We start from the raw sequence: 15,386 nt of genomic DNA on the forward strand, positions 1-15,386 counted from the left end.
TGGAAAAATTATCACGACTGGTACCCTTACTGAACTCAAAGAGATGTTCCCGCCAGCAAAAGTGGAGTACATCGAGAAGCAGCCGACATTGGAGGAAATTTTCCTCGCGATTATCGGCAAAAAGGAGGAGATGTAAATGAAAAGCAAAACAGGGGTATTACTAGGGCGTTTAATGCGGAACATCATGCGCAGCCCGGATACGATTATCACGGTGGCAATTACGCCGATTATGATGCTGCTGCTGTTTGTCTACGTATTTGGCGGCGCCATAGAGACAGGCACGGACAACTACGTCAATTATTTATTGCCGGGAATCTTGCTGATGGCTATCGCATCCGGTGTCGCTTACACTTCACTGCGGCTGTTTACGGATGTAAAGAGTGGGCTGATGGCGCGTTTCATTACCATGCCCATCAAGCGCTCGTCGGTATTGTGGGCTCACGTGTTGACCTCACTTGTTTCCAATGCGCTTACTATTGTGGTGGTTATCCTCGTCGCCCTCTTGATGGGCTTCCGTTCCAGCGCTGATATCCTGGATTGGCTCGCGGTAGCTGGGATACTCGGGCTGTTTACGCTGGCGCTGACATGGCTGGCGGTCATTCCCGGATTGACAGCGAAGTCTATGGAAGGGGCGACAGCCTACTCGTACCCGCTGATTTTCCTGCCGTTTATCAGTTCGGCCTTTGTTCCCACTGAAACCATGCCTAAAATTGTCCGTGCGTTCGCTGAGAACCAGCCCGTGACTTCAATAGTGAATACGATTCGTGCCCTCTTGTATGAAGGGTCTGTTGGCAACGGTATCTGGATCGCGCTTGCCTGGTGTGTCGGCATCATGGTCATTGCTTACTTCTTCGCCAGTAAAGTATTTAAACGTCAGTTAGGGTAAGTACACCATTATGGGATTAGTCATATCAATAGTCAGCCACTGCGATGAATACATTTGCTATCACACTGATCATTTATAAACAACTTCTGATTTCGAAAATTATATAAAAGCTAGCATGGGTCTAGCTTTTTCTTTTTTGCCCATGATGCTCTAACCTCTTTATTTGTTATGTTTTGAATGTATACTTTTGTTAGTGGTTTTGGAGGGGATGGGGAAATTGAAATAGAGTCAATAAAATCAAGGGAATGAATGTAAACTAATATTCAAAAGTTTATATTCATTTTGTATCAGTACATGAATGCGAAATGCTTAGAATAATAATGAGAATCCAACAAAACCTTCTCTTTTCGTTAGAATGAGAAGGTTTTTAAATTTCAATTTAATGGTTTGGGAAAATTTAATTCATGATGTTAAAACATGGGGGCAAGTATAGGTAGAACAATTTGGTTCTTGGTGATGGTAATCTACTAAATTATATAAAAGGTGGAAAGATTGAATGGGGAAAACAAAAAAAGAAGATTTAGGGTTATTTAAAATAACTGATAGAAATCGATTAAGTCCTGATAGTGCGGTAGGTCCAGTTCTTTTTAAATGTACACAACTTGAAGATGAGAATAAACTAACAGCGGGCATCATCGCGATGCCATTAAACGACCAAAGTGTCTTCAATATTAAATACATAAGCAACGAACCAGCTTTAGGAAAGGATGAAGTATACTATTGTGTAAAAGGAAATACAACTAAACTTAAAATGCTAAGAGTAACGAACGAGGTGACGGTATGAAATTGAAAAAGAAAGCTAAGGTGATGATTGTTATGACGATAGTTGCGAGTTTATTTAGTGGATGTAGTTTTTGGGAAACGAAAATAGAGTATGAACCATTTGTAAAGGCTTTGGATGAAGGGGATATGAAGACGGTTATGTCTGCGAGTGATGATGGGTATGCGCATGTGACACAAAGAGGTATATACAGTAGGTACGAAGAAAAAGAAGATGGGGAGCACAAGAAAACAATTTATCAAACTACGGAAGGTGTATATAATACGAAAGATAAAAGTTTATATGGAGAGACAACACAAGAAATCACCACTGACATAAAAAATGAGAAAAACATTGGTGATAATACAAATTATAAAGAGGAAGTTGTTTATAATACAAATATTAAGTATGAAAATGGACAGGTACAAAGGCCAGATTCTACTCTTGATGTTTCATACGTGAATTTAATTGTAGATCGTCTAAAAGGAATAGGGAAACTAAAGATGAAGCCAGGTGATGATATAAAAAAATTTGATCAGCCTAATACAGTTGTATATAGCTTAACTGAATCAGAATTTCAAAATATTATTAATGACAAGCTAAATATACAATATGATGAATATGGCGGGGCGTCAATTGTGCTTCATCTTGACTCCGCAAATGGTCCAATGCAGATATGGGAAGTAAGTATTGTTATGAATTATAAGAAGAATGATGAAGGAAAGTTAATAGAATATCTATCGCAGATACACACATATTTTGAGAGCAAAAAAAGTAATAATCAAGATGCAAAAAAAGAATATGTAGATTATAAAGCACAGTACAAAAAATAATAAATAATTAAGAAAGGAGCTAATCTGGTATGAAGAATAATGCCGGACAGGAACATGATAAAAACTTAAAGGCAGCCTCTGATTGGGGGGAATTGGAGCTGGCTGGTAAGGATATCTATGATTTTAAAGCGGGGAGATATCCGTATAGTAAAACAATCGAAGAAAATAAAGATAGATTACAAGCAAATTTTAATGCAGAGCTTATAGATCATGAAGTAGATGAAAATACAGGATTTGCATCATAAAAAAGAACGCCTTGTCCCAGTCTTTTACGCTTATTACCAGAGCAGATAACAAGTCTAGGAACTGGGTGCATGGCAAGGTGTTCTACTCTCGATATAAGAAAAAAGTAGCTGTACCTGTTTTGTTTTCCTCGGAAGATCGAATAGGTCGTCTTAGGGACACTACAGAACTTCTATATCGTTGTATCCTCTTTGTTGAACGAGAGGAACTGTTTTTGTCCTAGCAGAAACAGGAGAATCCCCTACCTCAAGTTCGTGTAGAGGTAGAGGGGAGTTCAATGAAATAGTTGGGGAAATTGCTTTATTATTCCTTCAGTAAGTGCATCCGCCATTTCTAAAGCTTCCTTCTCAATTTTGTCATACAATTGAACACCTGCTTGATAATCTTTACTTAGAATGGCTACTGCTTCAGATTTAGTCAATGCTAGGTGTTCATAAAACATTTTCCTAAATTCTTCTTTGGGTATATACGGATTTATACTACTTAAAAATTCAACAATGTCGTCTGCATTAGCGTACCATTTTTTCTCTGCAATTGATGCGGCGTTTTGATTACCAGCTTTTGCTGCTTTGACAAGATCGGCAGCAATCACTAAGTGATCTTTTATCAAATTACTGTATTTTTTTGCTGCATTGTCACCGTAGAAAGGTTTAAGAGAATTCCCCATATCTGGAGCGTTTTGAAGGAGACGTGTAATCGCAAAGTTAACATCAGGTAAATTAAAAATAATGCTAATGATAGCCATTCTTGTCCAAGCAACATGTTGTTCCCATAGTGAACGCATATAACTTTTTAAATCAACTTCATTTTTACTGACACGGTAATTCCGTACGGGTGAAAATGTAGCTGTTGAATTCCAATCTAAATAAGGGGTATCGTGTGTGAAATAATAGGATTGCCAATAAGGGTACATAATGAATACACTCCTTTTTTGAACACATATATATCACGGTATGAGAACATCTATTACTATGTGCTCATGTCCAAAGTATTTTTTTATACGTTTAGGGGAATTGTTAAGTTTTATATTCAAATTTTGAATGTAAAATGAGGTTTGACTCAGATGAAAATCATCAATTGAGAGTCAGCACTTTTTTGTTTTAACCAATATTTTCTTAAAAAAGACTTCCGAAAGAACATAAGTTCGTATATAATAAGAACGAACGTTCTATCATAAAGGACGATTATCTTGTATGATTATTCTCTTTTACCTAATCGAATTATTTTGTGTGTAAATCTTCGTAGCTTTTATGCAAGTGTATCATGTATCAAAATGGGTCTGGCCCCTTTGCGTACGAAGCTAGCGGTAGTAGGGGACGTAAATCGTAATGGTTCAATTGTTCTGGCAGCGACGCCACTACTTAAGAAATTTCTCTTTTTGATAATGTAATACAGCGCGAAAAAGAAATGAAACTAACAAAAGTGATGGATGAAATACGCACTCGTTTCGGTAAAAATAGTATTTTGCGTGGCGTATCTTATACAAGTATCGCGACAGCAAGATATAGAAACACTTTATTAGGGGGACATAAATCATGAATAACGCAAACATGTCAAAAGAAAGAGGGATGGTAAAGTGGACACCATTTGCATCTATGCCGGAACAATTTGCTGGTATACGAAAGATTATTGAAGAAAAAACGAAAGTACCACGACCAATACTGACTCAAGATACGAAAGAAATGAACGAGAATAAGTTATTATTCTCGTTGTTATCCGAAGAGGAAATATTAATTACATATTATGAAGACGGTTATGTCCTTACTAGTTATATGACGGTTATTGATATCGATCCTAAAAGAAAGAATGTAATATGTACGGATGCATTTTATCACGAGAGCACTTTTAATTTTATCGATATAATTGCTGTTGAATAGAATGGAATAACAGGATAAATTTCATTATGTAGTCCAATTGGTGAGAGCTAATAATCAGTGGGGATCCCACTGATTAAAGTTTCACTTTATTAATAAATATCCAAATTTACCGATACATCGTCCACGTTCCAATGTCCTTAAAACCTAAGCGCTTATAAATCCGCCCAGCAGCTGGGTTATTATAAAATAAGCAAAGCGTTCTTCCTTCTTGAGTAAAATCCCAAATCATTTTTTGTAATATGAGTGAAGCGTATCCTCTGCCGCGATGGCTTGGATGAGTACATACTCCAACAACCATTGCAGATAAGGAATTTTCAGCTGATGTGGAAGCGGAAGCGATGATTTCTCCATTTTCTTCAATGTAGTAAGTGCGTCCTGTATTTGTTTCGAGTGATTGCCGCAAAATCTTTTCTGGTTGTCCTGTTTGAGGGAATTCTTCAATGTTGCTTCGGAGCTTCATAATTCGCTCAACATCATCTATGGTTGCTAGTTTGATTGCAGTATGAAGCATTGTTTTAGGTAGTGCAGTATCATCTTTACATTCACAAAAGTACATTTTATTTTTTGTGCCAAGTTGTATGTCTTGTATGTCTTCAAATTTTTCTACAATGTCTGATTTACCGGAGATTTTTAATGGCTGATAAGTAGCAAGAATTGCCTCATAGTCAGCAGCAGAAAAATCATCTTTTCCATATGATATAAATGAATCATGAAAGCGTAGTAATACGGATTGTAATGCTCCGTTTTCTGTGGAAATGCCCCATAATTCTTGAAAGTCTGCATCGTATCCAAATGCTTCAATATCGCCAATGATAAATAGGTTAAGCGCTGCTTCTTCTTTTAGAAATGTAAGCACTTGTTCATGATCACTCTTTGTTAGTTTCCGTATCATTATAATCCCCTCTTTAGTTTGTTTTTTCTAAATATTATTACTTATCATTTTTGAAATCAATATAAAATTTTATGTTTAGTTCATAAGGTTTCGGAAAAACTAGGAAAGATATGACAAAGGAGGTTATGAACGGTGGATCATCCAATTCAAGGATTAATGAAAGCAGCAATGGAAAATTTAAAGGAAATGGTAGATGTTAATACGATTGTTGGAGAGCCTGTTCAGACGGCTGACGGCGGTGTAGTGTTAACTGTTTCCAAAGTAGCGTTTGGATTTGGAGCAGGTGGATCGGATTTTCAAACAAATGATGGTCAAAGAGCACAAGGTAATCCGGCATTTGGCGGAGGGAGCGCAGGTGGTGTTTCCATTACTCCAGTAGCTTTTCTTGTAGTGAATAAAGATGGAGTAAATATTCTTCACTTACAAAATGCCACACACCTAGCTGAAAAAATGATTGAGTTAGCGCCACAAACAATTGATAAGATTCAATCCATTTTTCAAAAAAACGAAAAGCATACTGAAAATCATCATCCGCAAAATCCAGACGAAATCGCGTAAAAAAGCCTGTTTTTCAACAGGCTTTTTTTCTTGTAATCAGTATGTAATAAAACTCATGAAATTGTAAATAGTTTTTGAAGTTTTTTCTATGTTTCTAAAATTTTTCATGTTAAAATATGCTATAGAATTGAAACATATAAAACGAAGGTGGCTAGGTGCTTTGTCTGGAGGATCTGACCAAGTAAAGAATATGATATATATTAATGGTAATCGTCGGGGTCATTGTTTTATTACATCTGGAATTACATTTGAAGAGTTTGCAAGTAATATCCCATCACCGCTTCATCAAGTGTTGCTTTTGAAACATAATTTTGAGTGGACTGATTTTCACTATCATACTTTATTTGAATATGTTGAAGAAGAAAACATACATAAATTAATTAAAGCAGAGATTGATGAATTTGATGAGTTCTGTTGGGTGGATTTTGATGACGCAAGCGATTTAGATGAATTGGAGCCAAAGGAAATTGCAGAATTGTTATATTTGGCTCACAAAAAAGAACCACTTGGGAGAGCGTTTTTCCCACTTTTGAAAAATAGATTTGTCTATTTTTCACATGATGACGGTTGGTACAACAAAGTGTATTACCGTAGAATCGCTGATTTTGTAGGAATGCTTAGCAAAGTAATTCCGTACAAACTCGGTTCATTTGGAAAAAAACGATTCTCTTTCTTTCAAAAATCAAAAATATTTCCAGCAATTTCAAAAGAAGTTATTCTTGGGCTTGTTCCATTAATGGAAGACGGGCTGTATATTGATTTAGCGGGGAAAATTGAGTCAAGAAGAGGTTTAGAGATTCCTGTATATGTAGTTGGTTCGTATGAAAGTACGGATGAAGTACTAGATAACATAGAGGAATTAAAAGAAGGTGCAACCGAAACTGGCTGGCTTATTTTTGATAAGAAAGAACAAGAGTGGCAATGGGTTGTGGACTAAGAGAACTTGACGAATTAGGTCAAGTTTTCTTGTTTTTTGAAAGGAGAAAAAATGAAGAAATATTATACAGCAGTAGGTATTGTCAGCATTATCCTTGTTGCAGTACTACTTTTAACTTGTCCGAAAGAGTCTGATTTCAGGTCTTACTTAGAGGATAAGTATGCAATGATTTGTAATCAAGATAGCTTTGAATGTACACAAAATGTAGGTAAGAAAGAACAAAAAATGAAGTTTGTAAGTACGAATACACGAAACGGTGTATTTTTTATAACAGTGAAACAAACTTTTGAAATGGAAAATGGTAAACAGAAAGAGTATAGCGGACTGGGTATATTTGGTGTATTTCTTTTTGTTACGGAAAAGACTTTCTAATTATAGAAGGTCTTTTTTTTATGCATATGTTCATATAGATGAAGTAAGACAAGCATAGGAGGGATGAGAATGAAAAAAATATGTGTAGTTTGTGGTGGAGAAGAATTTTTTTCATCTACATTATATGCACGTACGAAACAAGACTGGGCATATGCCCCTAACATGTATCGTTTTGAAAAGGTATTTATTGAACAGCGGGATGAAGAGAATTATCCAGTGTTTCAAGAAATTACAGCAAAACATTGTTGTGGATGCGGACATATTATGCTGTATCATGAGTGAACACACCAAGTAATACTTGGTGTGTTTTTATAATGCTGATAAAGCAAGTGGATACAATAACGTAAATAAAACAGAAAAGCTACCAAATCCAATGGCTGTATATCCGAGTGTTTTTGCTCCAAAATTAACAGCCAATAAGCCAATTAAAATGGAAAGGGAACCAAGGGTAACTGGATAAAAGGCAATTGAGAATAAAGAAAGAAATAGTGCTACATAACCGATAAGTGTACCAGCGTTTGTACCTTCTATTTCATGTGCAATTTCTTTACGTCTATGTCTAATTGGAAGATGCCCTGGCGAGATTTCAGCTGCATATTCTTCGTTTTTTTCACCACTCTTAAAATGATGTGTTCGCTTTTTCGGCATGTACATCCCTCTCTTTCAATTGGGTGTATCTTTATTATTTTTCATAAAGAAGAGAATATGAGTATGAGTTATATCCAAGTTAAGCAAAATTTGGAGAATGTATGAGTCTGTTGCTATCTTATCCATCTCTCCATGAGAATAAACAGGAATATAGGAAAATGATGTAGAATGGAATGAATGAAAACAAGTGAAAGTAGGGGGAAACATGACAAAGTTTAATTGGCATAAATCAGCAGAAAAAAAGTGGGACAACAATGCGGAATCTTGGAATCAAAATAGTCAAGAAATGTGGGATCATGGGAGTCGGAGTACAATCATTCCGTTTTTTGAAAAGTATGTAGAAAATGGTGTGGCAGTTTTAGATGTCGGATGTGGTGATGGATATGGTACATATAAATTAAGTCTCGCAGGATATAAGGCGTGTGGTATAGATTTATCCGAACAAATGATTCAAAAGGGAAAGAAACGCGGGGAAGGGCCTAATTTGTCATTTGTAAAGGGAGATCTTTCTTCATTGCCCTTTGAAAATGAACAATTTCCAGCCATATTAGCAGTGAACTCGTTAGAATGGACAGAGCAGCCGCTACAGGCGTTACATGAGATAAAGCGTGTTTTGAGGTCTGACGGATATGCGTGTATTGCTATTTTAGGACCAACAGCAAAACCACGTGAAAATAGTTATCCTCGTTTATATGGAAAAGATGTCGTATGTAATACGATGATGCCTTGGGAATTTGAAAAGCTTGCAGAGGAGCAAGGGTTTCAAGTAGTGGATGGTATAGGCGTATATAAACGAGGGGTAAATGAAAAAATGCTTGGACAATTATCGGTAGAATTGCAACAAGCATTAACATTTTTGTGGGTATTTATGTTGAAAAAATAATGCCTGAAGAAATGCGCAAAATTTAGGAGGGAAATAAGTGCAGAAAATACAAAAAACTGATACAATATCAACAGAACCAATTAAAGGGGGACTAGGGTATATGACAACTACTACAACAGTTAAATCCGATATTGAAATTGCACAAGAAGCAAGTATGAAGAAAATTCAAGAGATTGCAGCGGAGTTAAACATTTTAGAAGAAGAACTAGAGCCTTATGGTCATTATAAAGGGAAGTTATCTCTTGATATTTTTAAGCGCTTACAAACCGAAAAGGACGGAAAAGTTGTTTTAGTAACAGCGATTAACCCGACTCCAGCAGGAGAAGGTAAATCAACAGTAACAGTTGGTTTAGGTCAAGCTTTTAATAAAATTGGTAAAAAAGCAGTAATTGCACTTCGTGAGCCATCACTTGGACCAACAATGGGACTAAAGGGCGGTGCAGCAGGTGGAGGTTATTCACAAGTTGTACCAATGGAAGATATCAATCTTCACTTTACTGGTGATATTCATGCCATTACAACTGCAAATAACGCATTAGCAGCGTTTATCGATAACCATATTCAACAAGGAAATACACTTAAAATTGATACGCGAAAAATCGTATGGAAGCGTTGTGTCGATTTAAATGACCGTGCACTGCGTAATGTGGTAATTGGTCTTGGTGGGCCAGTTCAAGGTGTACCGCGTGAAGACGGTTTTGATATTACAGTAGCATCTGAAATTATGGCTGTATTCTGCCTTGCGACAGATATTCAAGATTTAAAAGCACGTTTATCTCGCATTGTCGTTGCTTATAATATGGACAACGAGCCTGTAACAGTTAAAGATTTAGGCGTAGAAGGAGCGTTAACACTTTTATTAAAAGATGCGTTAAAACCAAACTTAGTACAAACATTAGAAAATACACCAGCAATCATTCATGGTGGACCATTCGCTAATATCGCTCACGGTTGTAACAGTGTTATCGCTACAACAATGGCAGCAAAATTAGGTGATTATGTAATCACGGAAGCTGGTTTCGGTGCGGACTTAGGTGCTGAAAAATTCTTAGATATTAAAGCGCGTGCAGCTGGTATTAAACCAGAAGCAGTCGTTATCGTTGCGACAATTCGTGCGCTTAAAATGCACGGCGGTGTGGCGAGAGATCAGCTGAAAGAAGAAAATGTAGATGCGCTAGCAAAAGGAATGGAAAACTTACAAAAACATGTTGAAACAATTCAAGCGTTCGGTGTTCCATTCGTAATCGCAATTAATAAATTCATTACAGATACAGATGCAGAAGTTGCATACTTACAAGAATGGTGCAACGAGCGTGGCTACGAAGTATCCTTAACAGAAGTTTGGGAAAAAGGTGGCCAAGGTGGTGTAGACCTTGCTGAGAAAGTATTAAAAGTAATTGAAAAAGGTGACAACAAATACGCACCACTTTATGATTTAGAATTACCATTAGAAGAAAAAATTCGTACAATTGCTCAAAAAGTATACGGCGCAAAAGATATTGAATTTGCTCCGAAAGCACGTAAGCAATTGGCTCAATTTACAGGGGAAGGTTGGAGTAACCTACCAGTATGTATGGCGAAAACACAATACTCTCTTTCTGACGATGCAACAAAATTAGGTCGACCATCTGACTTTATTGTTACAATTCGTGAACTGAAACCATCTATCGGTGCAGGATTTATTGTAGCGTTAACTGGAACAATGTTAACAATGCCAGGTCTTCCAAAACAACCAGCTGCTCTTCAAATGGACGTAAATGAAGATGGAAAAGCAGTAGGTTTATTCTAAAAGGTTGTAATTCATCTCGTTTATCTGTAAACTATATATACATCAAGTGGCGCCTTTCCATCGAAAGGCGCCTGTTTTTTGGAGGAAATTATGTTTGATCCAACTGCTTTTGACAACTTAAAAGTGATCGTTGAAGGAGCTGTCTATGATTTTGATTTACATGGCGATATTCTTGTAACGGATCGAAAAGATATGATGGACCTTGCATCGCTAAGCCGTATATATCATATTTCATTTCAATTAAATGAACAGTTTGAACAGCTAGTAGAAGCGACATTCTCACTGTCTGTAGATGCGAAGAATCTATCAGGTGAGATATTAGAGGTACCACAGTTTATACCAGGCTGTGAAATGAAATTACGCTTCGCGTTCCCGTTACAGCAACCAGAAGCAGAGTGTCAAGATATCGAAAACTTGTTACAATCTATCTGGGGAAAAGAGCGAATGATTACGCAACAAATTTCATACGAATATAATAAGCAAGCGATTTCATATCATAATAAGGTAGAAGTTCTATTTCAAAAAGCGATTACAGAAGACCATGTTGATGATTTAATAGCTGTTATTTCTCACATGATAGAAACAGTGCGAGCAATACAACATTTTCTTCAAAAATAGAGATAAAGGAGAAAAACAAATGATAAAAGACATGCAACCATTTTTGCAACAAGCTTGGGAGAAGGCTGGTTTTAAAGAATTTACTGAAATTCAAAAACAAGCAATTCCAATGATTTTAGAAGGACAAGACGTTATAGCTGAATCTCCAACTGGAACAGGAAAAACATTAGCGTACTTATTACCACTTTTACATAAAATTAATCCTGAAGTGAAACAACCACAGGTTGTCATTTTAGCTCCAACACGTGAACTTGTTATGCAAATTCATGAAGAAGTTCAAAAGTTTACAGCAGGAACTGATATTTCAGGTGCATCTTTAATTGGTGGTGCGGATATTAAGCGCCAAGTGGAAAGATTGAAGAAACATCCGAAGGTAATCGTTGGTTCACCAGGACGTATTTTAGAATTAATTCGCATGAAAAAATTAAAAATGCACGAAGTGAAAACAATTGTATTTGATGAATTTGATCAAATTGTAAAACAAAAGATGATGGAAACTGTGTTTGATGTAATTAAATCCACAATGCGTGATCGTCAACTAGTATTCTTCTCTGCAACAATGACAAAAGACGCAGAAGAAGTAGCACGCGATTTTGCGGTTGAACCAGAATTAGTTCGCATTAAACGTACGGAAACAAAAAGTTTAGTTGAGCATACGTATATCGTTTGTGAGCGTCGTGAAAAAAATGATTACATTAGAAGAGTTATGCATACTGGCAATGTAAAAGCGGTAGCCTTTTTAAATGATCCATATCGTTTAGACGAGATTGCTGAAAAATTAAAGTATCGCAAAATGAAAGCAGCCGCACTTCATGCAGAAGCAAATAAACAAGAACGTGAAGCAACGATGCGCGCATTCCGTCAAGGGAAAATAGAAATCCTACTTGCCACTGATATTGCAGCGCGTGGGTTAGATATTGATGATTTAACGCACGTGATTCACTTAGAATTACCTGATACTTTAGACCAATATATTCACCGTTCAGGTCGTACCGGACGTATGGGGAAAGAGGGGACAGTTGTTTCCCTTGTTACTCCGCAAGAAGAGCGTAAACTACTCCAATTTGCGAAGAAATTAGGCATTCAGTTTAAGAAACAAGAAATGTTTAAAGGGACATTTGTAGAGTCTAAACCGAAAGCACCAAAGAAAAAGAAACCTGCATTTACTGGGAAGAAGAAGCCTAGATAAATAATGAAAAGACAGATGTAACTATGGATAGAACATAGTTACGTCTTTTTATTTTTTCAGAAGGAACAGCATAGAGAATGTCGAATGTTACTGTTAAATGGACTATATTGAAATAGCGATGCGATATAGTGGAATTACTAAGTAAATAAAATAGTAGAAGAAATGATAAAAAGCCCTCATATTAAAGAAATGAAGGCTTTAAAATTATTAAAAAATATTTGTAGTAGATCTATTGTTAGAGAGCTGTTCTAGATAGAATACTCCTTTCTCAATAGCAGTCTCTACATAACCGACGATTTGATCAAATGTGAATACTTGTAAGTTTGTATGCAAATCTTGCTTGGAATACAGCATATCATCAAAAATAAGCTTTTTAAAAGCTAGCACATTTTCTTCTGAAACTTCTTCAATATTTGCTATGGTTGCTTTTTGATTAAGGAAAGGAAATAATTGCTGATCTTTATCGTAGAGATGTAACAATTTTCCGTTTAATAATTTGAAATCATTATGGTACATAGATAAAATTGTTTGATCGTGCTCGATTCTATTTTTGAGCCAAGGAAGAAAAAAACCGTTGAGCCAATTATCATCAGCAATAAGGTGTGTATAATACCCTAAAATGAAAGAGGAATCCATGTACTTTTTATATTTTTGAAGAAATGTACCGTAATCAATTCTTCTGGTATAGTTTTTTGTTGTACCAGCATAAAAATGTGATACGTTTTTTTCCTCTTTTGAATGAACTGCATCAGGAGCTACTCCCCCAAGCAAGAAAGATGTTTTATCAGGGATGGATAATTTCTCTGCAATACCATTTGCGATAATCAAATGCATAATTCGTGACCCCATGAATGACACCTCTATTTAACAGTCAGAATGATTTTTCCTGTACTCTGTCTACTTTCGACCCATTCATGTGCTTTCCCTGCATCTCGAAGTGTAAAGCATTTACCAATTGCAATTTGTAGGCTTCCATCACGTAAATACTGAAAAACTTGGTTAGCGGTATGACAAAGTAAGTGAGGACGTTTCTTACGAGTTGTTCCAAAGCTAAAGCCAAGAATAGAACGACAGCTTGCATGTAAATCCTTTGTCCGAAATGTGCCAATTTCCCCGCTTGCATTACCAAAATGGACAAGGCGACCATAGTAAGCCAAACACTCCAAGCTTTTTTCTGATACTGCCCCGGAAATGGAATCCAAAATAACATCGGCACCTTTACCACCCGTAAGTTCATTTGCCTTTTTACTAAAATCCTCATCTTGATAACAAATAACATGATCAGCCCCAGCTTCTAAAGCAACTTTCTTTTTCGCTTTATTTCCGACTGTTCCAATAATTTTTCCAGCCCCTAGTATTTTTGCTAATTGAATCGATGTTGTTCCGATACCACCAGCCGCAGCATGAATAAGAACGGTTTCACCTTGCTGTAATCTTGCTATATTCGCAAGCAGGTTGTAGCTCGTAAAAGATACAACAGGACAAGCAGCGGCGGTTGTGAAGTCAACTTCATCAGGTAACACAAACGTAAGGTTTTCATTGGCGACAACATATTCAGCATACGATCCATTAAGAGGAAAGGCGATTACACGCTGTCCTACGCGGATGTTTTTTACACTAGAACCTACCTGTTCTACAATACCTGCGGCGTCTATGCCAGGAATAAATGGGAGTTTTCGATTTCCCTTTTTACCGTAGCGAGATTTAATATCGGCAAAATTGACGCTTGTAGCAATAACGCGAATTAACACCTGCTTTTCATTAAAAGTCGGCATATCTACTTCTGTATACTTCATTGTTTCAGGTCCACCGAATGCAGTTACAACAATAGCTTTCATTTGTATATCCTCCTAAAAATACCTTCTACATATTATTTTAAATACCAATCATAAAATGGGAAATTATATAATTGTTATAAGAGGTCATAAGCTACCGTTATAAAGTAATAAGTTTTAAATCATTATATTAATTTATATCGAAAATAATTTTAAAAAAACGAACGAAATGTTTTTTACTTGCCAATATATAGTGTAAGACAAAGGAGGGAAGAGGCATGGATCAGGAAACAGACTATCACAATCTCATCGAGCGGACTTTATCAGGAAGTCAAGAGGCATACAGTGAACTGTATGATAAAACAATCCAAGATATCTATAGGACAGCACATTTCTTGATAGAGGAGAAAGTGGATGTAGACGATGTCGTTCAGGAAATATATATACAGCTTTATCAATCCCTTAGCAAGTATGATAGAGAACGACCTTTTCGGCCATGGTTAATGGGACTTGCGGTAAGGTAAATTCACTCATATAGGAGAAATAGGTGGATGCGTCTACGTATTGTAAAGAAAGCAGAAGAACAGAAGAAACCAATTGAATTTGACTTTTCTAGTGATGTTGTGAATAGAGTTTCACTTTATGCGGGACTATGTTGATTTTCTTGTCGTATGAAACTATCTAATAATGAGTAACCAGCTATTATATTTATTATTACGGGAAATGTTGTATTTAAAAGAGTTAGGGTAGCTAAGTAAGCTAAGTAAGGGGAAAATTGTGCGATAGGTGAGAATAATAGAATAGGTGAAAAGCCAATCAATGTTGAAGGTAACGCAATGCCTATAAATTTATCTAGTTGAAATTTCCATACATGTTGGTTCTTTTTGTTACTGATAAGTTGAAAGAAACGTAATACACCACCGATGAAAAAGGGGAAAAGCATAAAGAAAAATATTCGATGGTACATATGAAAGGATAGCTCAGCTTGTTTATCTAAATGAAATTGAATTTTCCCTCCACAAAATAGCAATATAACAATGAATAAAGTGAAGCATAAGTATTGAGTAACTTTTTTCATTGTGTCACTCCTTTTGTATGCATAGTATTAAAAAAGCATATTCAAAAA

The 15,386-nt window shown here is 36.3% G+C and carries 18 protein-coding genes and 5 pseudogenes; 17 read left to right on the forward strand and 6 right to left on the reverse strand.

The window, feature by feature from the left end; translation table 11 throughout:
- From BPMYX0001_RS32265 to BPMYX0001_RS09390, 5 genes and pseudogenes are all read left to right on the forward strand, one after another.
- Positions 1-136: pseudogene (locus BPMYX0001_RS32265) on the forward strand (ABC transporter ATP-binding protein); the annotation flags it as partial.
- Entirely contained in the window at positions 137-886 is a 750-nt protein-coding gene (locus BPMYX0001_RS09375) for an ABC transporter permease (protein ID WP_006094654.1), read from the forward strand. It abuts the pseudogene before it with no gap.
- 496 nt (positions 887-1,382) lie between these two features.
- Positions 1,383-1,670 carry a hypothetical protein gene (locus BPMYX0001_RS09380; protein ID WP_006094655.1) on the forward strand — a complete coding sequence of 96 codons (288 nt, stop codon included), beginning with the start codon at positions 1,383-1,385 and terminating at the stop codon, positions 1,668-1,670.
- A complete protein-coding gene (locus BPMYX0001_RS09385; protein ID WP_018783027.1) occupies positions 1,667-2,479 on the forward strand; it encodes a DUF3952 domain-containing protein in 813 nt (270 codons plus the stop codon). Before BPMYX0001_RS09380 ends, BPMYX0001_RS09385 begins: the two co-directional genes overlap by 4 nt.
- Before the next feature lie 29 nt (positions 2,480-2,508).
- Positions 2,509-2,721: pseudogene (locus BPMYX0001_RS09390) on the forward strand (lipase); the annotation flags it as partial.
- Positions 2,722-2,996: 275 nt separating this feature from the next.
- Here BPMYX0001_RS09390 and BPMYX0001_RS09395 read toward each other — a convergent pair.
- Complete coding sequence (locus tag BPMYX0001_RS09395) at positions 2,997-3,635, reverse strand: hypothetical protein (RefSeq protein ID WP_018783026.1); 639 nt, start codon at positions 3,633-3,635, stop codon at positions 2,997-2,999.
- A gap of 276 nt (positions 3,636-3,911) precedes the next feature.
- Here BPMYX0001_RS09395 and BPMYX0001_RS30545 point away from each other — a divergent pair.
- The 3 genes and pseudogenes from BPMYX0001_RS30545 to BPMYX0001_RS09400 form a co-directional block, all read left to right on the forward strand.
- Positions 3,912-4,088 (forward strand): annotated as a pseudogene (locus BPMYX0001_RS30545) (Y-family DNA polymerase); the annotation flags it as partial.
- Positions 4,088-4,261, forward strand: a pseudogene (locus BPMYX0001_RS30550) (Y-family DNA polymerase); the annotation flags it as partial. The pseudogenes BPMYX0001_RS30545 and BPMYX0001_RS30550, both read left to right, overlap by 1 nt.
- Positions 4,258-4,599, forward strand: coding sequence for a YolD-like family protein (locus BPMYX0001_RS09400; RefSeq protein ID WP_018783025.1), 342 nt, complete (start codon positions 4,258-4,260; stop codon positions 4,597-4,599). The pseudogene BPMYX0001_RS30550 and the gene BPMYX0001_RS09400, both read left to right, overlap by 4 nt.
- Positions 4,600-4,705: 106 nt before the next feature.
- Here BPMYX0001_RS09400 and BPMYX0001_RS09405 read toward each other — a convergent pair whose 3' ends face one another.
- Positions 4,706-5,491, reverse strand: a complete 786-nt coding sequence (locus BPMYX0001_RS09405; RefSeq protein ID WP_006094659.1) for a GNAT family N-acetyltransferase — start codon at positions 5,489-5,491, stop codon at positions 4,706-4,708.
- A gap of 132 nt (positions 5,492-5,623) precedes the next feature.
- Between BPMYX0001_RS09405 and ytfJ the strand changes: the two genes are divergently transcribed.
- The 4 genes from ytfJ to BPMYX0001_RS09425 all read left to right on the forward strand — a co-directional run bounded on the left by ytfJ (position 5,624) and on the right by BPMYX0001_RS09425 (position 7,640).
- Positions 5,624-6,049: a GerW family sporulation protein gene (gene ytfJ, locus BPMYX0001_RS09410; protein WP_000349994.1), complete on the forward strand. Its 426-nt coding sequence runs from the start codon at positions 5,624-5,626 to the stop codon at positions 6,047-6,049.
- Positions 6,050-6,209: 160 nt separating this feature from the next.
- Positions 6,210-6,986, forward strand: a complete 777-nt coding sequence (locus tag BPMYX0001_RS09415; RefSeq protein ID WP_016114639.1) for a hypothetical protein — start codon at positions 6,210-6,212, stop codon at positions 6,984-6,986.
- A gap of 51 nt (positions 6,987-7,037) precedes the next feature.
- Entirely contained in the window at positions 7,038-7,358 is a 321-nt protein-coding gene (locus BPMYX0001_RS09420) for a hypothetical protein (protein ID WP_033798838.1), read from the forward strand.
- Positions 7,359-7,427: 69 nt separating this feature from the next.
- A complete protein-coding gene (locus BPMYX0001_RS09425) occupies positions 7,428-7,640 on the forward strand; it encodes a hypothetical protein (RefSeq protein WP_018783022.1) in 213 nt (70 codons plus the stop codon).
- Between the two features lie 27 nt (positions 7,641-7,667).
- Here BPMYX0001_RS09425 and BPMYX0001_RS09430 read toward each other — a convergent pair whose 3' ends face one another.
- Positions 7,668-8,006, reverse strand: coding sequence for a hypothetical protein (locus BPMYX0001_RS09430; RefSeq protein ID WP_006094661.1), 339 nt, complete (start codon positions 8,004-8,006; stop codon positions 7,668-7,670).
- Positions 8,007-8,211: 205 nt separating this feature from the next.
- Here BPMYX0001_RS09430 and BPMYX0001_RS09435 point away from each other — a divergent pair, with 205 nt between their 5' ends.
- From BPMYX0001_RS09435 to BPMYX0001_RS09450, 4 genes are all read left to right on the forward strand, one after another.
- A complete protein-coding gene (locus tag BPMYX0001_RS09435; RefSeq protein ID WP_018783021.1) occupies positions 8,212-8,889 on the forward strand; it encodes a class I SAM-dependent methyltransferase in 678 nt (225 codons plus the stop codon).
- 100 nt (positions 8,890-8,989) lie between these two features.
- Positions 8,990-10,678, forward strand: a complete 1,689-nt coding sequence (locus tag BPMYX0001_RS09440) for a formate--tetrahydrofolate ligase (RefSeq protein ID WP_029427715.1) — start codon at positions 8,990-8,992, stop codon at positions 10,676-10,678.
- 90 nt (positions 10,679-10,768) lie between these two features.
- A complete protein-coding gene (locus BPMYX0001_RS09445) occupies positions 10,769-11,296 on the forward strand; it encodes a hypothetical protein (RefSeq protein WP_006094663.1) in 528 nt (175 codons plus the stop codon).
- 19 nt (positions 11,297-11,315) lie between these two features.
- Positions 11,316-12,485, forward strand: a complete 1,170-nt coding sequence (locus BPMYX0001_RS09450; RefSeq protein WP_006094664.1) for a DEAD/DEAH box helicase — start codon at positions 11,316-11,318, stop codon at positions 12,483-12,485.
- A 207-nt stretch (positions 12,486-12,692) separates the two neighbouring features.
- Here BPMYX0001_RS09450 and BPMYX0001_RS09455 read toward each other — a convergent pair whose 3' ends face one another.
- The gene (locus BPMYX0001_RS09455) at positions 12,693-13,334 is read right to left on the reverse strand and encodes a zinc dependent phospholipase C family protein (RefSeq protein ID WP_018783019.1); all 642 of its coding nucleotides are present in this window, start codon (positions 13,332-13,334) and stop codon (positions 12,693-12,695) included.
- Positions 13,335-13,345: 11 nt separating this feature from the next.
- A complete protein-coding gene (locus tag BPMYX0001_RS09460; protein WP_006094666.1) occupies positions 13,346-14,323 on the reverse strand; it encodes a quinone oxidoreductase family protein in 978 nt (325 codons plus the stop codon).
- 215 nt (positions 14,324-14,538) lie between these two features.
- Here BPMYX0001_RS09460 and BPMYX0001_RS09465 point away from each other — a divergent pair.
- Positions 14,539-14,898 (forward strand): annotated as a pseudogene (locus BPMYX0001_RS09465) (sigma-70 family RNA polymerase sigma factor); the annotation flags it as partial.
- A gap of 2 nt (positions 14,899-14,900) precedes the next feature.
- Here the strand turns inward: BPMYX0001_RS09465 and BPMYX0001_RS09470 are convergent.
- Positions 14,901-15,338, reverse strand: a complete 438-nt coding sequence (locus tag BPMYX0001_RS09470; RefSeq protein WP_006094668.1) for a hypothetical protein — start codon at positions 15,336-15,338, stop codon at positions 14,901-14,903.
- Between the last annotated feature and the right edge of the window lie 48 nt (positions 15,339-15,386).

The organism is Bacillus pseudomycoides DSM 12442 (genome assembly GCF_000161455.1).
GTDB lineage: Bacteria > Bacillota > Bacilli > Bacillales > Bacillaceae_G > Bacillus_A > Bacillus_A pseudomycoides.